This window comes from Streptomyces sp. NPDC057702, assembly GCF_042799315.1.
GTDB lineage: Bacteria > Actinomycetota > Actinomycetes > Streptomycetales > Streptomycetaceae > Streptomyces.
The window spans coordinates 207,753-227,634 of the sequence record NZ_JBHVJC010000006.1 but is presented as its reverse complement, the minus strand read 5'-3'; the positions used below and the strand labels follow the sequence as shown (position 1 = coordinate 227,634).

Below are 19,882 nucleotides of genomic sequence, written 5' to 3'. Positions count from 1 at the left end.
ACCCACCTCCGTTCCGGGGCGTCACCATCGGCCCCCGGGGATACCCCCCGGGGCCCGCTTCGCGCGCGCCGAGCCGTGCGGGGCCGGACTACCCGGCCCGCACGGCACGCGCCGTCACTGGTCCCCGAAGATGATGGAGCCGTTGAAGCTGTTGATCGCGTTGTTGTTGAAGCTGTCGTCGATCTCGGTCTCGACCTCGGTGTTCCAGATCTTGTTCCACACGTTCACGTGGACGTTGTCGTTGTCGTTGTGCACCTGGTTCGCCTGACCGTTGGCCTGCGCCGAGGCGGCACCCGCCAGCGACAGGCCGGCGATGGCGAGAGTGACCAGGACCGGGCGGATGACAGAGCGCATGCGCGTTCCTTTCGTGGTGGCTGATGACCAACACGGTGCGCGCCCGCCAGGTCCCGTACGACCCGACACGCGCGCGCGCCCCAAGCGCGCCCCCCAGGCGGACCAATACGCGCCCGCCCGACCCCGTGCCCCTCGCGCGGCCGGCCGGCGCGGGGTCATCCGGCGGCCCAGCCACCGTCCAGGGGCAGCGAGGTGCCGGTGAGGAACGACGCCTGCGGGGTGCACAGGTAGGCCACGGCCTCGGCGACCTCGGCGGGCTCCAGCAGCCGTTTGATCGCGGAGCGGGTGAGCAGCACCTCGGCGACCACGCGCTCGGCCGAGATGCCGTGCGCGGCGGCCTGGTCGGCTATCTGGGCCTCCACCAGGGGAGTGCGCACGTAGCCGGGGTTGACGCAGTTGGAGGTGACGCCGTGCGGCGCGCCTTCGAGGGCGGTGACCTTGGACAGTCCCTCCAGGCCGTGCTTGGCCGCCACGTAGGCCGACTTGTAGGCGGAGGCCCGCAGGCCGTGGGCGGAGGAGATGTTGACGACCCGGCCCCAGCCCTGGGCGTACATGTGCGGCAGGGCGCCCCGGACCAGGCGGAAGGGGGCGCTCAGCATGACGGTGAGCATCGTGTCGAAGACCTCGGGTGGGAACTCGTGGAGGGGGCGCACGAGTTGCAGGCCGGCGTTGTTGACCAGGACGTCGACGCCGTGGGCCGCCCGCTCGGCGGCGTCGAGGTCGGTGAGGTCGAGCGGGTGGGGCTGGACCTGCCCCGCCGGGGTCCCGGCCTCGGTCGCGCTGGCCAGCAGCGCCGTCAGCCCCTCGGCGTCCCGGTCCACGGCGCGTACCCGCGCGCCGGCCGCGGCCAGGCGCAGGGCGCAGGCGCGGCCGATGCCGCTGGCCGCGCCGGTGACCAGCGCGGTGCGTCCCCGCAGGTCGAGATCGACGGCCGCCGGGGGCGTGGGAGGTTCGGATGGCAGGGGCATGCCCGCCAGCGTAGGCGGCGCCGGGCGCGAGTGGTGGGCGTTCGCGCGCCCGGCCCCTCGCTCGCGCGGGGGTCGGGCCTGGTCGGGGGCCGGGCGCGGCCGGAAGTCAGGCCGCCCTCGGCGTCAGCCGCGCGGGACGCCCGGCCGCGCGCCCGAGGGCGCGCGCCGTACGGGCGGCGCCGGGGTCGAGGGACGGGGCGCGGGCCGCCGCCCTGGGTGCGCGCCGCCCGGGCCGTAACTCGGTTGCCCTCGCGCGGCGGGCTCTGTTGGACTTCTGGGCGACGGCCGGATCGGCATCCGATCGGCACGTCTGTCGCTTTCGACCAGCTCGCCCGCACGGGGCACACGAGGAGACGTTCATGCGCACAGCGTTCCTGTCCCACCCGAGGAAAACGACCGTTTCTTCCAAGGACATGACGCACCGTGCACACGTTGAACCTGGGAATTCTCGCGCACATCGACGCCGGTAAGACCAGCCTGACCGAACGTCTCCTGCACACCGCCGGCGCCATCGCCGACATCGGACGGGTGGACGAGGGCACCACCCAGACGGACTCCCTCCCGCTGGAGCGCCAGCGCGGCATCACGATCGCCTCGGCGGTCGCCTCCTTCGGCGTCGGCGACCTGACCGTCAACGTGATCGACACCCCGGGGCACCCGGACTTCATCGCCGAGGTCGAGCGCGTGCTGAGCGTGCTCGACGGGGCGGTGCTCGTCGTCTCCGCCGTCGAGGGCGTACAGGCGCAGACCCGGGTGTTGATGCGTGCCCTGCGGCGGCTGGGCGTTCCCACACTGGTCTTCGTCAACAAGATCGACCGGAGCGGGGCGCGCGAACGGGAGCTGCTGCGCGAGCTGTCCGCCCGGCTCACCCCCGCCGTCCTGGCCCTGGGGCGGGTACGCGGCCTGGGGACCCGGGAGGCGACCAGCGTGGCGTACGGGGGCGGGGACGCCGCCTTCCGCACAGCGCTCCTGGACACGCTCACCGAGCGGGACGAGGCGCTGTTGGCGGCGTACGTCCGCGACCCGGCGGCGCTGACCTACCGCCGGCTGCGGGCGGAGCTCGCCGCGCAGACCGGTCGGGGGCTGGTGCATCCGGTGTACTTCGGCTCGGCGGCGACCGGCGCGGGGGTGGCGGCGCTGGCCGACGGGCTGCGGGAGCTGCTGCCGGCCGCGCGCGGAGCGGCCGACGGTCCCGTACGCGGCAGTGTCTTCAAGGTCGCGCGGGGTCCGGCCGGCGAGAAGGTCGCGTACGTGCGGCTGTGGTCGGGCACCGTGCGCGCCCGTGACCGGCTGCGGTTCGGCGCCGGCCAGGAGGGCAGGGTCACCTCGGTCGGCGTCTTCGAGCGGGGAGCGGCGCCACGGCGCGCGGCGGTCGGCGCGGGCCAGATCGGCGTGGTGTGGGGCCTGGCCGGCGTCCGGGTCGGTGACGCCGTCGGCGCCGCGCCCACCACCGCCCGGGAGCCGGACCCCGGCGCGAGCGGCCCCGGGCCCGCCGTGCGGCCACGGCACTTCGCGCCGCCCACGCTGGAGACGGTGATCACGGCGCGCCACGGCGCCGACGGGCCGGCCCTGCGGGTGGCGCTGACCCAACTCGCCGAACAGGACCCGCTGATCAACCTCCGGCAGGGCCGGGAACGGGAGCTGTTCCTCTCGCTCTACGGCGAGGTGCAGAAGGAGGTCATCCAGGCCACGCTCGCGGACGACTACGGCATCGAGGTCGCCTTTCGCGCCACCACCACCCTGCACGTGGAGCGGTTGACCGGCAGCGGCGCGGCGGTGGAGTTCCTGCACCAGGAGCCCAATCCGTTCCTGGGCACCGTGGGGCTGCGCGTCGCGCCGGGGCCGGCCGGGTCGGGAGTGGAGTTCCGGCTCGGGGTGGAACTCGGCTCCATGCCGTACGCCTTCGTACGGGCGGTGGAGGAGACGGCGCGGGAAACCCTGGGGCAGGGGTTGTGGGGCTGGGAGGTCAGTGACTGCGTGGTGACGTTGACGCATTCCGGGTACGCGGCGCGGCAGAGCCACTCCCACGGGGTCTTCGACAAGAGCATGTCCAGTACGGCGGGCGACTTCCGCAAGCTGACGCCGCTGGTGCTGGCCCAGGCGTTGCGACGGGCGGGCACGCGGGTGCACGAGCCGCTGCACCACTTCCGCCTGGAGGTTCCGCTGGACGCGGTCAGCCGGGTGCTGCCCGTGCTGGCCCGGCTGGGGGCCACCCCGCGCCCGGTGGTGGTGGACGGCGCGGACGGCACGCTGGAGGGCGAGATCCCGGCCGCCTCGGTGCACGCGCTGGGGCGGCGGCTGGCCGGGTTGACGCGTGGCGAGGGCGTTCTGGAGTCCGCGTTCGCCGGCTACCGGCCGGTGCGCGGCGCGCCCCCGACGCGTCCGCGTACCGGCCACGATCCGCTCCACCGCAAGGAGTACCTGCTGCGCGTCGTACGCCAGGTGCCCGGTGGGCCCCCGGCGCCAGGGGTGGGTGAGGCGGGTGGTGCGAGTGAGACACGATAGATATACGGGGACATGTCGTACGCGTAAACCGGTCCTTTCGGGTGCTATGGGGGCGTGACCTCGTCGCGCGCTCGGCCGTTGTGTCGGGCATGAAGATGCTCGACCTGTTCACCGTGGCGTCCGTGTTCGCCGGTGCCGTCACGGCCGTGGGCGCTCCGCTGGTCCACAGCGACCTGCCCGGCGTCGACTGGGGCAGGGCGCTCAGCCAGTCCGAAGCGCTCGGCGACCTCAACGACCGCGCCGACCACTCCTCCCCCAGCGGGACCGACTCCTCGTCCACCGCCCCGCGCGACGCCTAAGCGCGGGCCCGAACCGAAGCCGGGGCACGCACCGCGACCGCGGTCCGCGTGCCCCGGCTTCGTCGTACCCTCCCGTCCCCGCGGCCCGCTCCCGCGTCCGCCCGCACGCCACGGCCCGCCCGGCCTCACCGCCTGCCCGCCCGGCCCCACCGGCGGGGGGCGGCGACGCGACCGGCGTGTCTACAGGGGAAGTTCGAGGCGCAGCCGGTAGCCGCCCTCGCCGGTGGGCGCGGCGTCGAGTCGGCCGCCGAGCAGCGCGGCGCGCTGGCGCAGCCCGTCCAGGCCGTGTTGCGAACTGGGCAGGCGCAGGGCAGGACGGGTGGCGACGGTGTTGGTGACCTCGGCCGTCAGGGCGGCGGGGGTGTGCTGGACGCGCACCACCGCCCGCGCGCCGGGAGCGTGCTTGCGGACGTTGGTCAGGGCCTCCTGCACGGTCCGGTAGACGGCCCGCTGGACCGGCGGCGGGACCTCGTCCGGCAGTTCCAGGTGCAGTTCGGTCTCGATGCCGCTGCCGGTGACCAGTCGGCCGAGCCCGGCGAGGGTGGGCTGCGGGGTCAGTTCGGTGGGGGCGCTGCCCGTGGCGCGCAGGACGCTGACCATGTGACGCAACTCCTCCAGGGTCTGCACGCTCAGCCGGCGGATGGTGGTCGCCGCCTCCCTGGTCCCCGGGTCCCGGGTGCTGACCTGGAGCGCGCCCGAGCGCACCGCGATCAGAGTGACCTGGTGGGAGACGACGTCGTGCATCTCGCGGGCGAGTTGGGCGCGCTCGGTGGCCAGCGCCGTCTGCGCGGTGAGCACCCGCTCCGTCTCCCGGGCCTCGATGATCTCCGCCAGTCGGGCCGAGAGGGCGCGACGGGCCTGGACGAGCTGGCCGAGGAAGATCGCGGCGACGGCGGAGGCGAAGCCGTGGCCGGCGGTGAGCGCGGTGAAGATCCCGTAGTCGCCCTCGGTGAACTGCCCCGGCGGCCAGGGCAGCGCGTAGCAGATGGCGAACGCGGCGGTGCAGCCGCCGATCACGGCCCGGCTTCGGGTGCGGGCCGCCAGGGTGGCCAGGGTGACCAGGGTCGCGGCCGTGGCGGCGGTGACCAGGGTGGCCGGCAGCGTCACGACGTAGACGCACAGCGGCAGGGTGCGGCGCAGCAGGAGCGCGCCGGCGGCCACCAGCGCGCACCACAGGCCGGTGCGGTCCCTGAGGTCCACGTTGATCCACAGGTCGAGCAGGCCGACCACGACGAGCAGGACGTCCAGCAGGGGGGCGGGCACCCGGCGTGGGGTCACGCGCCGCGCCGGTTCGGGTCGAGCAGCCCGCCGCGCTGGGCGACCAGTACCGCCTGGATGCGGCCGGTGACGCCCAGCTTGGTGTAGATGGCGCTGACGTGGTCCTTGACGGTGCCGGTGCCCAGGTGCAGCCGTTGGCCGATGTCGGTGTTCGACAGGCCGTCGGCGACCAGCACCAGCACGGCGCGCTCGCGCCGGGTGAGCCTGGCCACCGCGCGCGCGTCGGGGCCGTCCACGGCGCGGTCCAGGTAGCCGCCCACGACCCTGCGGGTGACGCGCGAGGACAGCACGACGCCCTCCGCGGCCAGGTTGCGGACCAAGTGCGGGAGTTGTTCCGGGTCGGTGTCCTTGAGCAGGAAGCCGGCCGCTCCCGAACGGAGCGCCGCCGCCACGTACTCGTCGGTGTCGAAGGTGGTCAGCATGGCCACGATCGGTGGGTCGCGCAGGGCGCGCAGCTGCTCCAGGACGGTGAGCCCGTCCACGTCGGGCATCCGGATGTCGAGCAGCACCACGTCGGGGCCCAGCGCGCGGGCCGCGCACACGGCCTGGCCGCCGGGCACGGCCGCCACCACCTCGATGTCCTCGGCCGCGTCGAGAATGAGCTGGAACCCGCTGCGGATCAGCGCCTCGTCGTCGACCACCAGTACCCGGACCACGTCCCACCCCTTTCCCACGTTCCCGCCCCCGGTCTGATTACCTACCACGCGGCGCGGGTTCGAGGCGGGGCCGGTGTCCGGGCCCGGCCACCTGGCGGGGGCGACTCCAGCCGGCCGGCGGGGTGAGCCCGGCGCGCCGCCCGGTGGTCGCCGGGGGGTCGGTGCCCGACCGTGGAGGGATGACCGACACCACGCGCGCCGACCCGACCGGCGGCGCGGCACAGCCGGCGGGCGCCGCCGACCCGGGTCCCGTCGAGAGCGCCGGCGAGGGCCGGTCCACGGCTCAGGCCGCCACCGAGCCCGCTCCCCCGGCGTCTGACGCCGGCGCGCGGGCGCCCGACGCCACCGGGCCCGGCGCCGCGCGGCTGGTGGGCCTGGACCTGGCCCGGGGCCTGGCCGTCTTCGGCATGTACGCGGCGCACCTGGGTCCGCTGCCGGTGCTGGACGAACCCACCGGATTCCTCGTGGAGTTGGCGCACGGCCGCTCCTCCGCGCTGTTCGCGGTGCTCGCCGGGCTCACCCTGGTGATCCTGGCGGGCCGGCGGTCGCGGCCCGACCCACGGGATCGGCGACGGGCGGCACTGCGGATCGCGATCCGGGCGGTGATCCTGCTCGCCCTGGGCTCCGCGCTGACGGCCGGCGGCACCAAGGTGGAGGTGATCCTCGCGTACTACGGCCTGTTCTTCCTGCTCGCCCTGCCCTTCGCGTGGCTGGCCAGCCGGACGCTGGCGCTGGTGGCCGTCGGCTGGGCGCTGGTGGGGCCGCAACTGCTGTACGTAGTGGACGACGTGCTCTGGGACAGCCCGCTGGAGCGCGCCCTGGCGGCCCACGACCCGCTGGCGCGCTGGGCCGACGGCGAGGGCGTCATCCAACTGCTGGCCACCGGCAACTATCCGGCGCTGTCCTGGATGCCGTTCGTCTTCGCGGGCATGGCGGTGGGCCGGCTCGACCTGCGCGCGGCCCGGGTCCGCCGCCGACTCGCCGTCGTGGGCCCGGCCCTGGCCGTACTCGGCTACGGGGCCTCCCATCTCGCCCTGCGCACCCCGTGGATCGGCGACCGGGTCGGCATGCCGCACGGCTGGTGGGCCGACACCGACCAGTGGCCCGAGGAGACGAACCCGGCCCAGCTCTTGCTGGCCGCCCCGCACAGCGGGGCCACCCTCTCGCTCGTCGCCAACACCGGCGTCGCCCTGACCGTGATCGTCGCGGCGCTGGCGGCCGTGGACGGGCTGCCACGGCTGCGTCGCCTGGCCGCGCCGGTGATCGCGGTGGGCGGCATGTCGCTGAGCGCGTACGTATTCCACATCGCCGGCATCGGCCTGCTCGACATCGACATCGAGGACCCGGCGGACCTCTCCCTGGGCCTGCTGGCGGCCTTCGTCGCGAGCGTGAGCGTCCTGGCCTACGGCTGGTCCCACCTCTTTCGCCGGGGCCCGCTGGAGTACGGGATGCACCACGTGTCCCGGCTGGCCCGCCTGTGGCGCTGACGGGCCGGGTGGTCGGGGCGGGTGTCGGGGTGGCCGGAAGGGGGTGCATAGGCGTGTGCGATGGCGATGTGGGATTACCCAGCGCGGCCCGCCTCGCGCACAGTGGCTGACCACCCCGCGCCCGGCGACGGCCGACGGGCGGCGGGCGGGCCGCGGGCGCCCGGGAGGTCTGCGTGGAACTGGAAGTCCGACACTTACGCGCCATCACCGCCATCAGCGATACCGGCAGCCTGACCCTGGCCGCACGCCAGCTCGGCATGTCCCAACCGGCGCTGTCCAAACTGCTCCAGCGCATCGAACGCTGCGTGGGCGACACGCTGTTCGTCCGGAGCAGGAACGGGTCGGTGCCCACCCCGTTCGGCGCCGACCTGCTGGCCGAGGCGCACAGCGTCCTGCGGGGCATGAGCGGCATCCGGGAGCGGGCCCAGGCCTGGGGCGCGCGGGGCGGGCCGCGCGACCCGCTGACCATCGGCGGCCACTGCGGCTACCCGCACGTCGCGCTCGCCCGCCGGCTACGCGGCCTCGCCTGGAGCCCCGAGATCCAGCTCCGCGAGGACCTGGACGCGCAGACCGCCGTGGACGGGCTCGCGGTCGGGGCGTGTGACCTGGCCCTGGTGTACGTGCCGCCCACAGCACGGCTGGCGGTGCCCGAGCCCGTGACCGGGGTGACGGTGCACGCCCGCGAGCCCGTCTTCATCGCCCTGGCCCACGACCACCCGCTCGCCCAGGGCCCCGGTCCGGTGCCCCTGGAGCGGCTCGCCGGCCACCCCTGGGTCGACGAGCCGCCCGGGCACACGCAGTGGACCAGCTACCTGCGGCAGGTGTGTCACGAGGCGGCCGTCTCGCTGGACCAACGGCACAGCACGGTGAGCCTGTTCACCGTGCTGGAGCTGATCACCGACCAGCACGCGATCGCGCCCGCGTTCAGCACCAGCACCGACCACCCCGGGCACATCGTCATCCGGGAGCTGACCGGCGATCCGCTCCACCTGGAACTACGGCTGTTCTACCGCCGCCACAGCGTCGCCCACCAGCACGTCGAGGAGATCATCCACCACCTGGAGGCGGCCTACGACGACCGGCTCGGCTGTAGCGGGCCCTACGACCGGTGGTGGTCCGCCTACCGGGCTCAGCGCAGCGGTGCGGGCCCGGCGCCGGTGGCCAGGGTGACCCCGTAGGTCTCCAGGATCTCGTTCACCGGCTGGAACCAGGTCCTGCCGCCCCGGGCGCAGTCGCCCGAGCCGCCCGAGGTCACGCCCTGCGCCTGCTGGCCGGCGAGGGCGGAGCCGCCCGAGTCCCCGGGCTCGGCGCAGACGTTGGTCTCCAGCAGTTCGGTGACCTGGCCCTGCTCGCCGTAGTCGACGGAGGAGTCCCAGGAGACGATCGTGCCGCAGTGCCAGCCGGTGGTGCCCCCGGAGCGGCAGATCGACGCGCCGACCGGCGCCTCCTGGGAGCCGGCCACCCGCACCCGCTCGCCACCCCGGTACCGGTTGACGGCCGGCACCAGGGCGTTGCCCGCCGTGACCCGTATGTGCGCCATGTCGTCGCCGGGAAAGCTGGAACCGACGAAACGGCCACCGGGCCCGGTAGTGGTCTCGCCGACCGTGCCACAGTGCCCCGCGCTGACGAAGCCGTCGTTGACCGTGAAGCCCACCGAGCAGCCGTACTTCGACGTCCAGTAGCGGTTGCCACCGACGACGTCGACCAGCGGGCGCGGCGCCTGCCCCACCCGCTCGTAGCGCACCAGGTCCGCGCGGACACCCGCCGCCCGCGTGAGGGCGCGCGCCGCGTGCCAGCTCGCCGAGCGGTACGACACCACGACGGCGTTGCCCACCGGGTCGGTGCGCCAGCCGGTGACCTCGGCCGGCGCCCGCCGGCCAGCCGCGTCCAGGTGGCGTACGGCCTGGCGCAACGCGCCCTCGGTGTGGGCCACCTGGCGCGGTGTCGCCCCGGCCGCGCGCACCGTGGCGGCGTCGGCCGGGTCGGTGATCGCCGCGACCAGTCGCGCGGTGCGGGCGTCGTACCAGGTGCCGCCCGTGCGTTGGCCGAGCCGCTGGCGTACGTCCCGGTCCGCGCGGCCCGCGCGCGCCTCGGCGGCCAGCCGGGCTACGGCGGCCTCCCGGGTCAGCCCCAGATCGCGCTGGAGGGCGTGCAGCGCGGCGGGGGAGGCGGCCCCGGACCCGGCCCGCGCCCGGGGCGGGTGGGACGCACCGCCGGCGGTGCCGGCGCCGGCCGGCTGGGTGCCCAGGAGGGTGGCCGCGCCGGTGACCGCGGCCACCAGGACCGCTGCCACGGGCGACACGCGTCGGGACATGGTCGGGCTCCTTCACTGTGGGGGGGAACGCGTCGCGTTCGTCGGGCCGGCGTGCCGCCGGGCCGTCGGAGCCGGCGCCGGGTCACACGCCCGGGTACCTGGAGCGACGGTAACCACGCGGGGCGCGCGCGGGGAGATGCCACCTCGGCATAACCGCCCGCCCGCGCCCGATGGGCCCGCCCCGCCCCGCGCGAAGGCCGCCGCCTCCGGCGTACGCGCCCCGCGCGCTCCCTCCACACACCGCCAGGCCGCCCCCGCCACGGTGAGCGCGCACCGGCCCGGACGCGCCACGGCCCGCGGCATGTCGGCCCGCGCACCCGCCGGACGCGCGAGAGTCCCGGATCGGCACGCTCGCACTCCGCGCGTGCCCGCCCCGGGGCGTCGCTGGCTCGCGGGTGGGGCGTCAGTCGGCGAGGGCGCCGAGCGCGGCCCAGGTGCGCCGGCGGCTCTCGTCGCCCGCGATCTCCGTCGAGGAGAAGACCACCTCGGTGGCGCCGGCGTCCCGGTAGCGCCGGACCTCGGCGGCCAGCTGGGCCTCGTCGCCGATCACGGCGACGTCGACGGCGCGCTGGGCCCCGGAGAGCTCGATCACCCGCGCGTAGGAGGGGATCTGCTCGTAGAACGCGAGCTGTTCGGTGGCCTTGGCGCGCACGCCCTCGGCGTCGTCGGTGACCACTCCGGGCACGATCGCCACGATCCGGGGCGCGGGCCGGCCGGCCTCCCGCGCCGCCTGGGTGACGGCCGGCACGATGTGCTTCTCCAGCGCGCGGGGGCCGGCCAGATACGGCAGGATGCCGTCCGCCAGCTCGCCACTGACCCGCAGCGCCTTCGGCCCCATCGCCGCCACCAGCAGCGGAACGCCGGCGTCGGCGCCGTTCACCCGCGCCGGGATCGGGGTGAGCGCGGTCAGCAACTCACCACGGAAGTCGGCCTGTCCGGTCTCCAGCAGTGGCCGGATGGCGGTCAGGAACTCGCGCAGCCGGGCCACGGGCCGCTCGAAGGGGAGGCCGAACCCGCCTTCGACCAACAGCTTGCTGCCGAGCGCGAGCCCGAGATGATAGCGGCCGTGCGTGGCGGCCTGGGCCGTCAGGGCCTGACTGGCGACCGGCAGCGGGTGCCGCCCGAAGACGGGGATCGCGGAGGTGCCCACCTGGAGCTCGGGCACCTCACGGCCCACGATGGCGGCGAGTTGGGGCGAGTCGGCCCCGAAGGTCTGCCCGAACCACGCGGACCGCAGCCCCGCCGCGGCGGCCTCCCGGGCGAGCTCTACGGTGGCGTCGATCTGGTGGGCGGCATCCGCCGCGTTCAGTGCGAGTCCCACAGTCATGTCCACCCCAACCCCACACGGCACCCGCCACATTCCAGCCAACCGCACCCGTTCACATGGGCGTCACATGACACAACCCGTCCCCCCAGGACGGGCGTTCGTCCCACGACCGTGTTCCACCGTCGTACTCCGCCTTCGCACGGGGTCGTCGCACCCCGCCTTCGCCCTCGACCAGCGTGCTCGACCGGCACGCGGGCGTCACGGACGGCCGCGTCGGCGGCGGTGGGGAGAGCGCCCCGAGGGGGCCCGGGGCGGACGCCGGACGCGAGCGGACGCCGTCGCCGACGGTGACGTACGCGAGGCCACCAACCTCCGGTCGGCCCTGGTCAGTGGCCTGTTCGACGAGGCGTCGCGCCCGCTCGCCCCCGGTACGCCTGGTCCCCGACGGGGCGGTGCTGAAGGAGCGCGGGACGGGCATGTGACCTTCGCTCAGCCGTGGAGTACGCGGAGGACGCTGACCAGCGAGCCCCGTCGGGGTGCGTCGCCTCGACCATCAGGGCGGCGCACCCCGGCGGGACGACGGTCACCCGGTCTGTTCCAGCGGCTCCGGGGCGGGAGCCGGCGCGGGCATGCGCCAGACCAGGACCGCGCCGATCACGAGCCCCACGACGGCCAGCAGCGTGGCGACCAGGAACGGATCGAGGGAGTGCAGGCTCGGAGCGAACCCGATCCCGACACAGACCGCCACCCCGGTCGCACCGCCCAGCTGGTCAGCCGCGCGCTGTACGCCCGAGGCGATCCCGGCGTCCTCGTCGGTGACGCCGCTGACCGCGATGTACTGGAGCCCCACGAGGCCGAACCCCATCCCGGCCGAGATCAGGAGCATGGCCAAAACCATCGCCACCCCGCCTGCCCGCGAGGCCGAGACCAGCGCGATCACGGCCATCGCCGTCGCGGTGAACCCGAGGCCGGCCAGCACACACGCGCGGGCCCCCCAGCGGCCCAGCAGCCGGGGCACGAGCAGGGAGAACACGATCAACGAGACCGCCAGGGGCAGCATCATCAGTCCCGCGCCGAGCGGGCCGAGGCCCAACCGGCCCTGCAGAGAGAAGGTGAACAACAGAAACGAGGTCGACAACGCGCCGCTCAGCAGCATCGTGACCAGGTTGGCCGCCGCCCTCGTGCGGTGGGCGAAGAAGCGCGGCGGCAGCAGCGGGTGGGGCGAGCGGGCCTCGACCCGCACGAACCCGACCCCGGCGGCCACCGCCCCGGCCAGTGCCCCCGGGACCACCCAGGCGGGCGTGCCGGACTCGCCGGCCTCGACCACGCCGAAGGTGAACAACAGCGGACAGGCGGTCAGCAGCAGCGCACCGGGCAGGTCCACCGGCGGGGCCTCCCCGGCCACGGGCCGGTCCCCCTCGATCAGGAAGCTGGCCGCCAGCAGCACGACCACGATGAACGGGACCGAGACCAGGAAGATCCACCGCCACCCCAGGTGCGCGGTGATGACGCCGGACAGCACGAAACCGAGCACGAGACCGCAACTGGCCACCGCCGCCCACACGCTCAGGGCCCGCGACCGACGCGGGCCTTCGGGGAACATCAGGACGATGGTGGCCATCGCGGCAGGCAGCGCGACAGCCTCGCCCGCACCCTGCAGCAGGCGCGCGACCACCAGCAGCGAGAACGTGGGGGCCAGGCCGGCCAGCAGGGAAGCGGCGCCGAACAGGCCGGTGCCGAGCAGCAGTACGCGCCGCCGCCCGAGCAGATCGCTCAACCGGCCACCGAGCGCCAGCAACCCGCCACCGGTGACCGTGTAGCCGACCACGACCCAGGTCAGCGTGTGCCCGTCGACGTCGAAGCCGTCGCCGATCGAGGGCAGGGCGATGTTGACCACGGTCACGTCAACCGCGATGAAGAACTGCAACATGGACATCGCGCACAGCACCAGCCATGCGCGTGCCGAGGACGGGCTGTGCCCGCGTGAGGGGAGGATGTCTGGGAACATCAGGTGCTCCGTTGCTCAGAGGAAGCTCTGAGCAGCACGAACGTGCCGCTCCGGATGGATCACGAAGCGGCTGGACGTCGAGGAAGGTGTGAGTCGAACGCCCCGCCGCTAGCGGGACGTCCTGGTCACAGCGGCACAACCGGCCGCACACGAAGCAGCGGACATGCCGGGCACGCTACCAGGAGGGGCACGCGGGCCGGACATCCGCCCGGTGCCTCGTACCTTCGCCCGTGGATCGCTCGGCGCTCCGTTCGCCGCGGCCCCGGGGCGCGAGGAGCTGGGCAGCGCGGAGCACCTGTCCGCGCGACCGCTACGGGTGGCGTTCGAGGGTGGGCGGAGCCGTCGCGTCGAGCAGGGGCAGGGCGTCGCGGGCGGCCGGGGACAGCGACGCGGGGTCCAGGTCGGACAGCGGCAGCCAGGCCACCGCGGCCGTCGCGCCGTCCACCTCGGTCACCCGTAGCGGGCCGGGCGCCAGGGTCACGGCGTAGAAGAGGCCCACCAGGTGCCAGCGGACGCCGAGCCGGTGCGCCGCGTAGCTGTGCGCGCCGACCAACCGCGCGTCGAGCAGCTCCCGCCCGGTCTCCTCGCGCAGTTCGCGGGCCAACGCCCGCGCCGGTTGCTCACCGGGGTCGATCCCGCCGCCCGGCAGGTGCCACAGGCCCGGGGCGAAGACGGGCGAGGCGGCGGAGAGCCGAGTCAGCAACAGCCGGCCGTCCGCGACGGCGATGGCGTAGGCCGAGACGCGGGTACGCGCGGGCGATTCCATGGGCGGGCCTCCAACGGGGCGGTCGCGGGGTGCGCCACCGCGCGCACCTGTCGATCGTGCTCGCGCAACTATCGATCATGAACGGCCTTCCGCCAAGGGTTCGCCGCCACCGCGCGAACCGACCCCACCCGTCGCACCCCACACCCAGGCCCCCACCCTCGACCCCCGACACTCGCCCCCGGCCCGGGGACCCGCACCACCGCTGACCCGCTCGCGCGCGCCCCACCCGCAGCGCGGGCCGTCGCCGAGCGTCGCGCGCATCTAACACACCTCACACCCCTCGTACACCACGCGCATCAGGACACGACAGCCACATCAGGACAAGGCGCGAACCCGCTCTGTCGCAAGGAGCGCGAGCGCCCCTACGCTGATACGCGCAGTTGGTTCGCGCCACGCTCGCCGTGGCGCGTCGCAAGAGGGAACCCGGTGGGAATCCGGGACTGTCCCGCAACGGTGAGTGAGAACGAACGCCGTCGTCGTACCGGGCCCGGACGGCCCCGGAGCGCGGCGGCCCGTAGGTGCCCGTCGGAAGTCCGGCAGGTCGTTCCACGAGTCCGAAGACCTGCCAACCGCGCACGCGCCACCCGCGCGTGCCGTGCACGGTGACCTCGAGGACTGGGTCGGCGGTACAGACGGTTCGACGGGCTCTTGGCCCGGGGCCGTCGCTTCCTCCCAGTCGGCGCTCGGGGCGCGGGATGACGAGGGAGGACGCGTGCACGGCCACGGAAGTCCGCGCCCGGACCGGCCGGCGACCCACTCACCCCGGCCCCGGCCCGCACCACCGCCACCCCCGGCCGACCCGCCACCCCCGGCCACTCCGCCCGCCCCGGGCCCCGGCGCGACGCCCGGCCCCCACCGCGCCGCCGGCGTCTGCCACGGCACGCTGGGCGAGCTCTACCAGGGGCCGCTACGCGCCGGCGGCACCCCCGACATCGCGCTCGTCTCCTTCCCCGTGGACCGCCACTCCTGGGTGTACTTCACCCCGGGCGCCGACCAGCCGCAGGCCCCGCTTCCGGGCGAGAAGGCCGCGCGGGCGGCGCGCCTGTTCCTGGACCACTTCGGGCTGCGGCTGCCGCCGGGCCGCTGGAGCGCCCACTCCGAACTGTGCGTCGGCGTGGGCATGGCCAGCTCGACCGCCGACATCGTGGCGACCCTGCGCTGCCTGTTCCGCGTCTTCGGCCTTCCCTACGACCAGCGCGTGGTGACCCGCGTGCTGGCGGCGATCGAGCGGGCCGACAGCGTCTTCCTGGACGAGTTCGCGCTGCACCTGAGCGCGCGGCACCGCGTCGTGCGCCGGCTCGGCGCGGACATCGGCTTCCACACCGCCTTCGTCACCGAACCCGGCACCGTGGACACCGCGGCCGTCACCGCGCGCCTGCTGGGGCACTACGCGCGGCGCGCGACGGAGTACGAGCGGTGCCTGACCGACCTCCTCAAGGGCTTCGAGACCGCCGACCCGGCCGCCGTCGCGCGCGCCGCGACCGCCAGCGCCACGCTCTCCCAACAGGTGCTGCCCAAGCGGACGTTCGCCAGTGTGCTGGCCCAGCGCGAACGGTTCGGGGCCGACGGGGTCTTCGTCGCCCACACCGGCTCCCTGATCGGCTACCTCTTCGCCCGCCGACCCCCCGCCGACACCAAGTCCGAGCTGTCCGCCTTCTTCCACTCGCTCGGTCACCAGTGCTCATTCGCCCAAGGAGGCTACGGGTGATCCACCCCCACATCGCCGACGCCCTGAAGGTCCCCGACCTGGTCCGCCTCACCGACGGCACGGCTCTGATCCGCTTCGAGTCGATGAAGATCTACTCGGCGCTCGCGGCCGTCCGCCACCTCCTGGACCGGGGCACCGTACGCCCCGGCCAGACGCTCGTCGACAGCTCCAGCGGCATCTACGCGCACGCCCTGGCGCTGGCCTGTCACCGCTACGGCATGCGCTGCCACATCGTGGCCTCCACCACGGTGGACGCCACCACGCGCGCCCAACTGGAGATCCTAGGCGCCACCGTGGAACAGGTGCCGCCCTCGGCCGACCTGGGACTCGACCAGGAGCTGCGCGTGCGGCGGGTGCGCGAGATCCTCGCCGAACGCCCCGACGTCCACTGGATGCGCCAGTACCACGACGCCATCCACTACCTGGGCTACCGCGAGGTCGCCGACCTGCTCGCGGCGGCCTTCCCCGACCGGCCGCTGGCCGTGGTCGGCGGCGTCGGCTCGGGCGCCTCCACCGGCGGCCTCGTCACCCACCTGCGCCGCGCCGACCCGGGCGTACGCCTGGTGGGGGTGCAGCCGTTCGGCAGCGTCACCTTCGGCAGCCAGGACCACCACGACCCGCGGGCCATCATCGCCGGCATCGGCTCCGCGATCGTCTTCGACAACGTCCGGCACGAGCTGTACGACGCCATCCACTGGATGGACTTCCGGCACGCCCTGTCCGGCGCCGTCGCCCTGCTGCGCGAACACGCCGTCTTCGCCGGGCTGTCCACCGGCGCCGCCTACCTGGCCGCGCTCGACGACGCCCGCCGCCGCCCCGACCGGCTGCACCTGGTCATCGCCGCCGACACCGGACACCGCTACGTCGACGACGTCTTCGCCCGCCACACCGAGGCCCTGGACCCGGCCGACCTGCGGCCCGCCGAGGTCACCGACCCGCAGGAGATGCGCATGCCCTGGTCCACGATGGCGTGGAACCGCGGCGCGTGCCCCACCCCCCCAAAGGAGCAGGCGGCATGACCGTGGTCTGCCTGGAGTCACTCACCTTCGGCCTGGGACACCTGGTGCGCGCCGCCGACGCGCTCGGCGAGCGGCTGTGCCTGCTGACCCGCGACCCCACGTACTACGCGTACGAGTTGGAGCGGCTGCCCGCCGGCGCCCTGGACGTCGTGGAGATCGACACCTTCGACACCGAGCGGGTGGCCGCCCACCTGGCCACGCTGCCCCGGCTGCGCGGCCTGATCAGCTCGACCGACACCTGGACCCTGGTCGGCGCCGAGCTGAGCGCCCGCTTCGACCTGCCCGGCCCGGACGCCTCGGTGCTGCGGCTGGCCCGCGACAAGGCGGCCGTACGCAACCGGCTGCACGCGGCCGGGCTCAGTCGCGGGCGGGCCGTGGAGGTCGGTGCGGCCGTGCGCGAGCCGGCGGCGCGGGCGGCGCTCCTGGCGGAGGTGGGCCTGCCGGCCATCCTCAAGGACACGGCGGGCACCGGCAGTCAGAACGTCTACCTGGTGCGCGACGAGCACGCCTGGGAGGCGGCCCTGACCGAGGTCGCCGGGCGGCGGCTGACGGGCCGCCTGTTCGCCGAGCCGTACGTCAGCGGCCCCGTCTACAGCGCCGAGACACTCACCTGGGCCGGCCACACCCGGCTGCTCGGCGTCTCCAGCCGGCTCATGTCCGCCGAGCCCCACTTCCGCGAGGAGATCACCGCCTTCCCCGTCGCCTTCCCCGCCGACCAGCGGGCGGGGCTGGAGGAGTGGCTGGGCCGGGTGCTGGCGGCGATCGGGTACACCGACCGCTTCGCCCACCTGGAGTTCGTGCTGGGCGCGAGCGGCCCCGAGGTGGTGGAGATCAACCCGCGCATCGGGGGTGCCCTGGTCGGCGAGGGCCTGTGCCGGGCCCTGGGCCTCAACGTGTACGAGGCCATGATCGAGGCGGCCCTGGGTCGGCGCCCGAGCCTGCTGGACGCCGAGCCGCCCGGTGGCCCCGCCGTCGCCTTCGTGCTCGGCTACCCGGCCGCCCCCGGAGTGTTCACGGAGGTCAGCGGGGTGGAGCGGCTGGCGGAGCTGCCTGGTTCGCCGACCTGGTACCCCGTCAGACGCCCTGGCGACCGCTTGGAGCACCTGACCGACAGCCGCGGCTACGCGGGCATCGTCTACGCCGAGGCCGAGACGGCCGAACTCGCCACCCACCGCGCCGTGGCCGCCGCGAACACGCTGCGGGTGCGCACCGAGCCCTTCGCCGACCCGGCCCGGAACCCGGCCGACGATGGGTGACCCCCCGCGCGAGGGCCCGCGCGCCCTGGTGGCCTCGCTCAGCACCCCCCTGCGCTTCCTGCTGCTGAGCTCCTTCCTGATCCCGCTCGGCAGCTTCATGGTCCTGCCGTTCATGTCGGTCTTCCTGCACGAGCGGCTGGGCATGGGCCTGGGCACGGTCGGCGTCGTGCTGGCCGCCGCCTCCCTCGTCCAGTTCTCCGGCGGGATCGTGGGCGGCGCGCTCGCCGAATGCGTCGGCCTGCGCCGCACCATGCTGTGGGCGCTGGTCGTGCGCACGGCCGGGTTCGTGGGCCTGCTCCTCGCGTTGCGCTGGCCGCCGTTGGCCGTCGCCGCGCTGATCCTCACCTGCTGCGGCGCCGCCCTGTACCTGCCGGCCAACAAGGCGTACCTGGTGCACGGCGTGGACGAGCGGCGCCGCCCGGCGTTCCTGTCGGTGGGCAACGCGGCGCTGAACGCCGGCATGGCCGTGGGCCCGCTGATCGCCGGGCCGTTCGTCCTCTCCTCGCCCGGCTGGCTCTTCGTCGCCGTCACCGCGCTGTTCGCCGCGGTCACCTGCGGCCACGCGCGGCTGCCCGCCCCGGACGGCGAGCGGCGGGCGGCGGCCACCGAGGCCCGGCGGAGTCCGCTGGCCGGTGTGGCCATCCTGCCGTTCGCCGCCTGCGCCCTGACCTTCTACCTCTACTTCCACTTCCAGCACTACCTGGCCGTGTACGCGGTCGAGCGGGCCTCAAGCGAGTTCTACAGCCTGGTGCTACTGCTGTGCTTCACGCTGGTCATCGTCGTACAGCCGCTGGCCTCCGGTCTGATCCGCGCGCTGCCCTACGCCCTGGCCCTGGCGTTCGGCTTCCTGTGTCTGGCGGCGGGGCTGGCCGTGCTGGCCATCGGGAACCGGCCGGCGCTGCTGGCCGGCGGGGCGCTGATCACCCTCGGCGACATCGTGCTCTTCCTCAAGAACGACCTGGAGGCGCTGCGCCGTGGCGACCGCTCCGACGCCGTGATCTTCGGCCAGCAGCGGCTCGCCGCGGGCCTGGGCGCCTGCGCGAGCGGCGTGCTGGGCGGGCAGCTCTACCGCCTGAGCGAACGCGCCGGCGACACCGGCACCTTCTGGCTGCTGGCCGCGGCCCAGTGTCTGCTCCTCCCCCCGCTGCTGCTCGCCCTGCGCGACCGCGCGGCACGGCCCCCCACCCACCCCGGCGACACCGAAGGAGCACCCGAGTCCCATGACACACACGGGCGGATTCCAGGACGATGACTTCTGGACCGAGTTCTACGACTTCCTCTTCTCCGACCAGCGCTTCACCCAGGCCGAGCGGCTCCTGGACGAGTCCCCGCTGCTGGCCCTGCCCGACGGGGCACGGGTGCTCGACCTGTGCTGCGGGCCGGGCGTCTTCACCGTCCCGCTGGCCCGCCGCGGCTACCGGGTGACCGGCGTGGACCGCAGCCCGGCCATGCTGGAGCGGGCCCGCGCCCACTCCGCCGAGGCCGGCGCGCCCGTCACGTACGTGGAGGCCGACATCCGCGCGTACCAGCGGCCCGGCGCCTTCGATGTCGTCCTCAACATGTTCACCTCCTTCGGCTACTTCGAGGACCCCGCCGACAACGCGCGGGCCCTGCGCACCATGTACGAGAGCCTGGCCCCCGGCGGCACCCTCCTGCTGGACCTGGCCGGCAAGGAACTCCTGGCCAGCCGGGTCACCCCACCCAAGGTGGTACGACGCGGCGAGGACCTCCTCGTCCAGACCGACACGGTCCTGGACGACTGGGCCCGCCTGCGCAGCGACTGGGTCCTGGTCCGGGGCGACCGCGTCACCCGGGCCGCCCTGGAGTGGTTCGTCTACAGCGCCGTCGAACTGCGCCAACTCGCCCGGGAGGCGGGATTCACCCGCACAGAGCTCTTCGGCGACTTCGACGGACGCCCCTACGACCACGACGCCCAACGCCTGATCCTGCGGGCGGTGCGGGAGGGGTAGCCCCGGCGCCCACGCGACGGCGTCAGG

The 19,882-nt window shown here is 74.6% G+C and carries 17 protein-coding genes and 1 riboswitch; of the genes, 9 read left to right on the top strand and 8 right to left on the bottom strand.

Annotated elements, in window-relative coordinates; genetic code table 11:
* Window positions 1-114: 114 nt before the first annotated feature.
* Both ACFVFR_RS06590 and ACFVFR_RS06585 read right to left on the bottom strand, forming a co-directional pair.
* Entirely contained in the window at window positions 115-354 is a 240-nt protein-coding gene (locus tag ACFVFR_RS06590; RefSeq protein ID WP_383698557.1) for a hypothetical protein, read from the bottom strand.
* A gap of 155 nt (window positions 355-509) precedes the next feature.
* Complete coding sequence (locus ACFVFR_RS06585) at window positions 510-1,322, bottom strand: 3-hydroxybutyrate dehydrogenase (protein WP_383698556.1); 813 nt, start codon at window positions 1,320-1,322, stop codon at window positions 510-512.
* Window positions 1,323-1,745: 423 nt separating this feature from the next.
* On the opposite strand from ACFVFR_RS06585, the gene ACFVFR_RS06580 reads away from it, so the two are divergent.
* Both ACFVFR_RS06580 and ACFVFR_RS06575 read left to right on the top strand, forming a co-directional pair.
* Complete coding sequence (locus tag ACFVFR_RS06580) at window positions 1,746-3,827, top strand: GTP-binding protein (protein ID WP_383698555.1); 2,082 nt, start codon at window positions 1,746-1,748, stop codon at window positions 3,825-3,827.
* Between the two features lie 89 nt (window positions 3,828-3,916).
* Window positions 3,917-4,126 (top strand): hypothetical protein, encoded by a 210-nt coding sequence (locus tag ACFVFR_RS06575; protein WP_383698554.1) that lies wholly within the window; start codon window positions 3,917-3,919, stop codon window positions 4,124-4,126.
* A gap of 180 nt (window positions 4,127-4,306) precedes the next feature.
* Here ACFVFR_RS06575 and ACFVFR_RS06570 read toward each other — a convergent pair whose 3' ends face one another.
* Complete coding sequence (locus ACFVFR_RS06570) at window positions 4,307-5,404, bottom strand: sensor histidine kinase (protein WP_383698553.1); 1,098 nt, start codon at window positions 5,402-5,404, stop codon at window positions 4,307-4,309.
* Window positions 5,401-6,060 carry a response regulator gene (locus ACFVFR_RS06565; protein ID WP_383698552.1) on the bottom strand — a complete coding sequence of 220 codons (660 nt, stop codon included), beginning with the start codon at window positions 6,058-6,060 and terminating at the stop codon, window positions 5,401-5,403. Before ACFVFR_RS06565 ends, ACFVFR_RS06570 begins: the two co-directional genes overlap by 4 nt.
* Window positions 6,061-6,239: 179 nt before the next feature.
* Here ACFVFR_RS06565 and ACFVFR_RS06560 point away from each other — a divergent pair, with 179 nt between their 5' ends.
* Together ACFVFR_RS06560 and ACFVFR_RS06555 are read left to right on the top strand one after the other, a co-directional pair.
* Window positions 6,240-7,547, top strand: a complete 1,308-nt coding sequence (locus ACFVFR_RS06560; protein ID WP_383698551.1) for a heparan-alpha-glucosaminide N-acetyltransferase domain-containing protein — start codon at window positions 6,240-6,242, stop codon at window positions 7,545-7,547.
* Window positions 7,548-7,720: 173 nt separating this feature from the next.
* Window positions 7,721-8,725, top strand: coding sequence for a LysR family transcriptional regulator (locus ACFVFR_RS06555; protein WP_383698550.1), 1,005 nt, complete (start codon window positions 7,721-7,723; stop codon window positions 8,723-8,725).
* Here the strand turns inward: ACFVFR_RS06555 and ACFVFR_RS06550 are convergent.
* The 4 genes from ACFVFR_RS06550 to ACFVFR_RS06535 all read right to left on the bottom strand — a co-directional run bounded on the left by ACFVFR_RS06550 (window position 8,677) and on the right by ACFVFR_RS06535 (window position 13,902).
* On the bottom strand, window positions 8,677-9,861 hold the full coding sequence (locus ACFVFR_RS06550) for a S1 family peptidase (RefSeq protein ID WP_383698549.1): 1,185 nt from the start codon (window positions 9,859-9,861) through the stop codon (window positions 8,677-8,679). The genes ACFVFR_RS06555 and ACFVFR_RS06550 overlap by 49 nt on opposite strands.
* A 403-nt stretch (window positions 9,862-10,264) precedes the next feature.
* A complete protein-coding gene (locus tag ACFVFR_RS06545) occupies window positions 10,265-11,188 on the bottom strand; it encodes an LLM class F420-dependent oxidoreductase (protein WP_383698548.1) in 924 nt (307 codons plus the stop codon).
* A gap of 523 nt (window positions 11,189-11,711) precedes the next feature.
* The gene (locus ACFVFR_RS06540; protein WP_383698602.1) at window positions 11,712-13,064 is read right to left on the bottom strand and encodes an MFS transporter; all 1,353 of its coding nucleotides are present in this window, start codon (window positions 13,062-13,064) and stop codon (window positions 11,712-11,714) included.
* Window positions 13,065-13,446: 382 nt separating this feature from the next.
* The gene (locus ACFVFR_RS06535; RefSeq protein ID WP_383698547.1) at window positions 13,447-13,902 is read right to left on the bottom strand and encodes an NUDIX hydrolase; all 456 of its coding nucleotides are present in this window, start codon (window positions 13,900-13,902) and stop codon (window positions 13,447-13,449) included.
* 364 nt (window positions 13,903-14,266) lie between these two features.
* Window positions 14,267-14,487: riboswitch (cobalamin riboswitch) on the top strand.
* 127 nt (window positions 14,488-14,614) lie between these two features.
* Between ACFVFR_RS06535 and ACFVFR_RS06530 the strand changes: the two genes are divergently transcribed.
* The 5 genes from ACFVFR_RS06530 to ACFVFR_RS06510 are packed head-to-tail and all read left to right on the top strand — an operon-like array spanning window position 14,615 to window position 19,855.
* Complete coding sequence (locus ACFVFR_RS06530; RefSeq protein ID WP_383698546.1) at window positions 14,615-15,610, top strand: hypothetical protein; 996 nt, start codon at window positions 14,615-14,617, stop codon at window positions 15,608-15,610.
* The gene (locus ACFVFR_RS06525) at window positions 15,607-16,629 is read left to right on the top strand and encodes a cysteine synthase family protein (protein WP_383698545.1); all 1,023 of its coding nucleotides are present in this window, start codon (window positions 15,607-15,609) and stop codon (window positions 16,627-16,629) included. Before ACFVFR_RS06530 ends, ACFVFR_RS06525 begins: the two co-directional genes overlap by 4 nt.
* Window positions 16,626-17,885, top strand: coding sequence for an ATP-grasp domain-containing protein (locus ACFVFR_RS06520; RefSeq protein ID WP_383698544.1), 1,260 nt, complete (start codon window positions 16,626-16,628; stop codon window positions 17,883-17,885). Before ACFVFR_RS06525 ends, ACFVFR_RS06520 begins: the two co-directional genes overlap by 4 nt.
* Entirely contained in the window at window positions 17,878-19,137 is a 1,260-nt protein-coding gene (locus ACFVFR_RS06515) for an MFS transporter (RefSeq protein ID WP_383698543.1), read from the top strand. The genes ACFVFR_RS06520 and ACFVFR_RS06515 overlap by 8 nt, the downstream gene beginning before the upstream one ends.
* The gene (locus tag ACFVFR_RS06510; protein WP_383698542.1) at window positions 19,106-19,855 is read left to right on the top strand and encodes a class I SAM-dependent methyltransferase; all 750 of its coding nucleotides are present in this window, start codon (window positions 19,106-19,108) and stop codon (window positions 19,853-19,855) included. Before ACFVFR_RS06515 ends, ACFVFR_RS06510 begins: the two co-directional genes overlap by 32 nt.
* The last annotated feature ends 27 nt before the right edge of the window (window positions 19,856-19,882 follow it).

Bases quoted from the DNA above. Each gene is read 5' to 3' on its own strand.
- ACFVFR_RS06590 (WP_383698557.1), bottom strand. From the start codon at position 354: ATGCGCTCTGTCATCCGCCCGGTCCTGGTCACTCTCGCCATCGCCGGC.
- ACFVFR_RS06585 (WP_383698556.1), bottom strand. From the start codon at position 1,322: ATGCCCCTGCCATCCGAACCTCCCACGCCCCCGGCGGCCGTCGATCTC.
- ACFVFR_RS06575 (WP_383698554.1), top strand. From the start codon at position 3,917: ATGAAGATGCTCGACCTGTTCACCGTGGCGTCCGTGTTCGCCGGTGCC.
- ACFVFR_RS06560 (WP_383698551.1), top strand. From the start codon at position 6,240: ATGACCGACACCACGCGCGCCGACCCGACCGGCGGCGCGGCACAGCCG.
- ACFVFR_RS06550 (WP_383698549.1), bottom strand. From the start codon at position 9,861: ATGTCCCGACGCGTGTCGCCCGTGGCAGCGGTCCTGGTGGCCGCGGTC.
- ACFVFR_RS06545 (WP_383698548.1), bottom strand. From the start codon at position 11,188: ATGACTGTGGGACTCGCACTGAACGCGGCGGATGCCGCCCACCAGATC.
- ACFVFR_RS06540 (WP_383698602.1), bottom strand. From the start codon at position 13,064: ATGTCCATGTTGCAGTTCTTCATCGCGGTTGACGTGACCGTGGTCAAC.
- ACFVFR_RS06535 (WP_383698547.1), bottom strand. From the start codon at position 13,902: ATGGAATCGCCCGCGCGTACCCGCGTCTCGGCCTACGCCATCGCCGTC.
- ACFVFR_RS06520 (WP_383698544.1), top strand. From the start codon at position 16,626: ATGACCGTGGTCTGCCTGGAGTCACTCACCTTCGGCCTGGGACACCTG.
- ACFVFR_RS06515 (WP_383698543.1), top strand. From the start codon at position 17,878: ATGGGTGACCCCCCGCGCGAGGGCCCGCGCGCCCTGGTGGCCTCGCTC.
- ACFVFR_RS06510 (WP_383698542.1), top strand. From the start codon at position 19,106: ATGACACACACGGGCGGATTCCAGGACGATGACTTCTGGACCGAGTTC.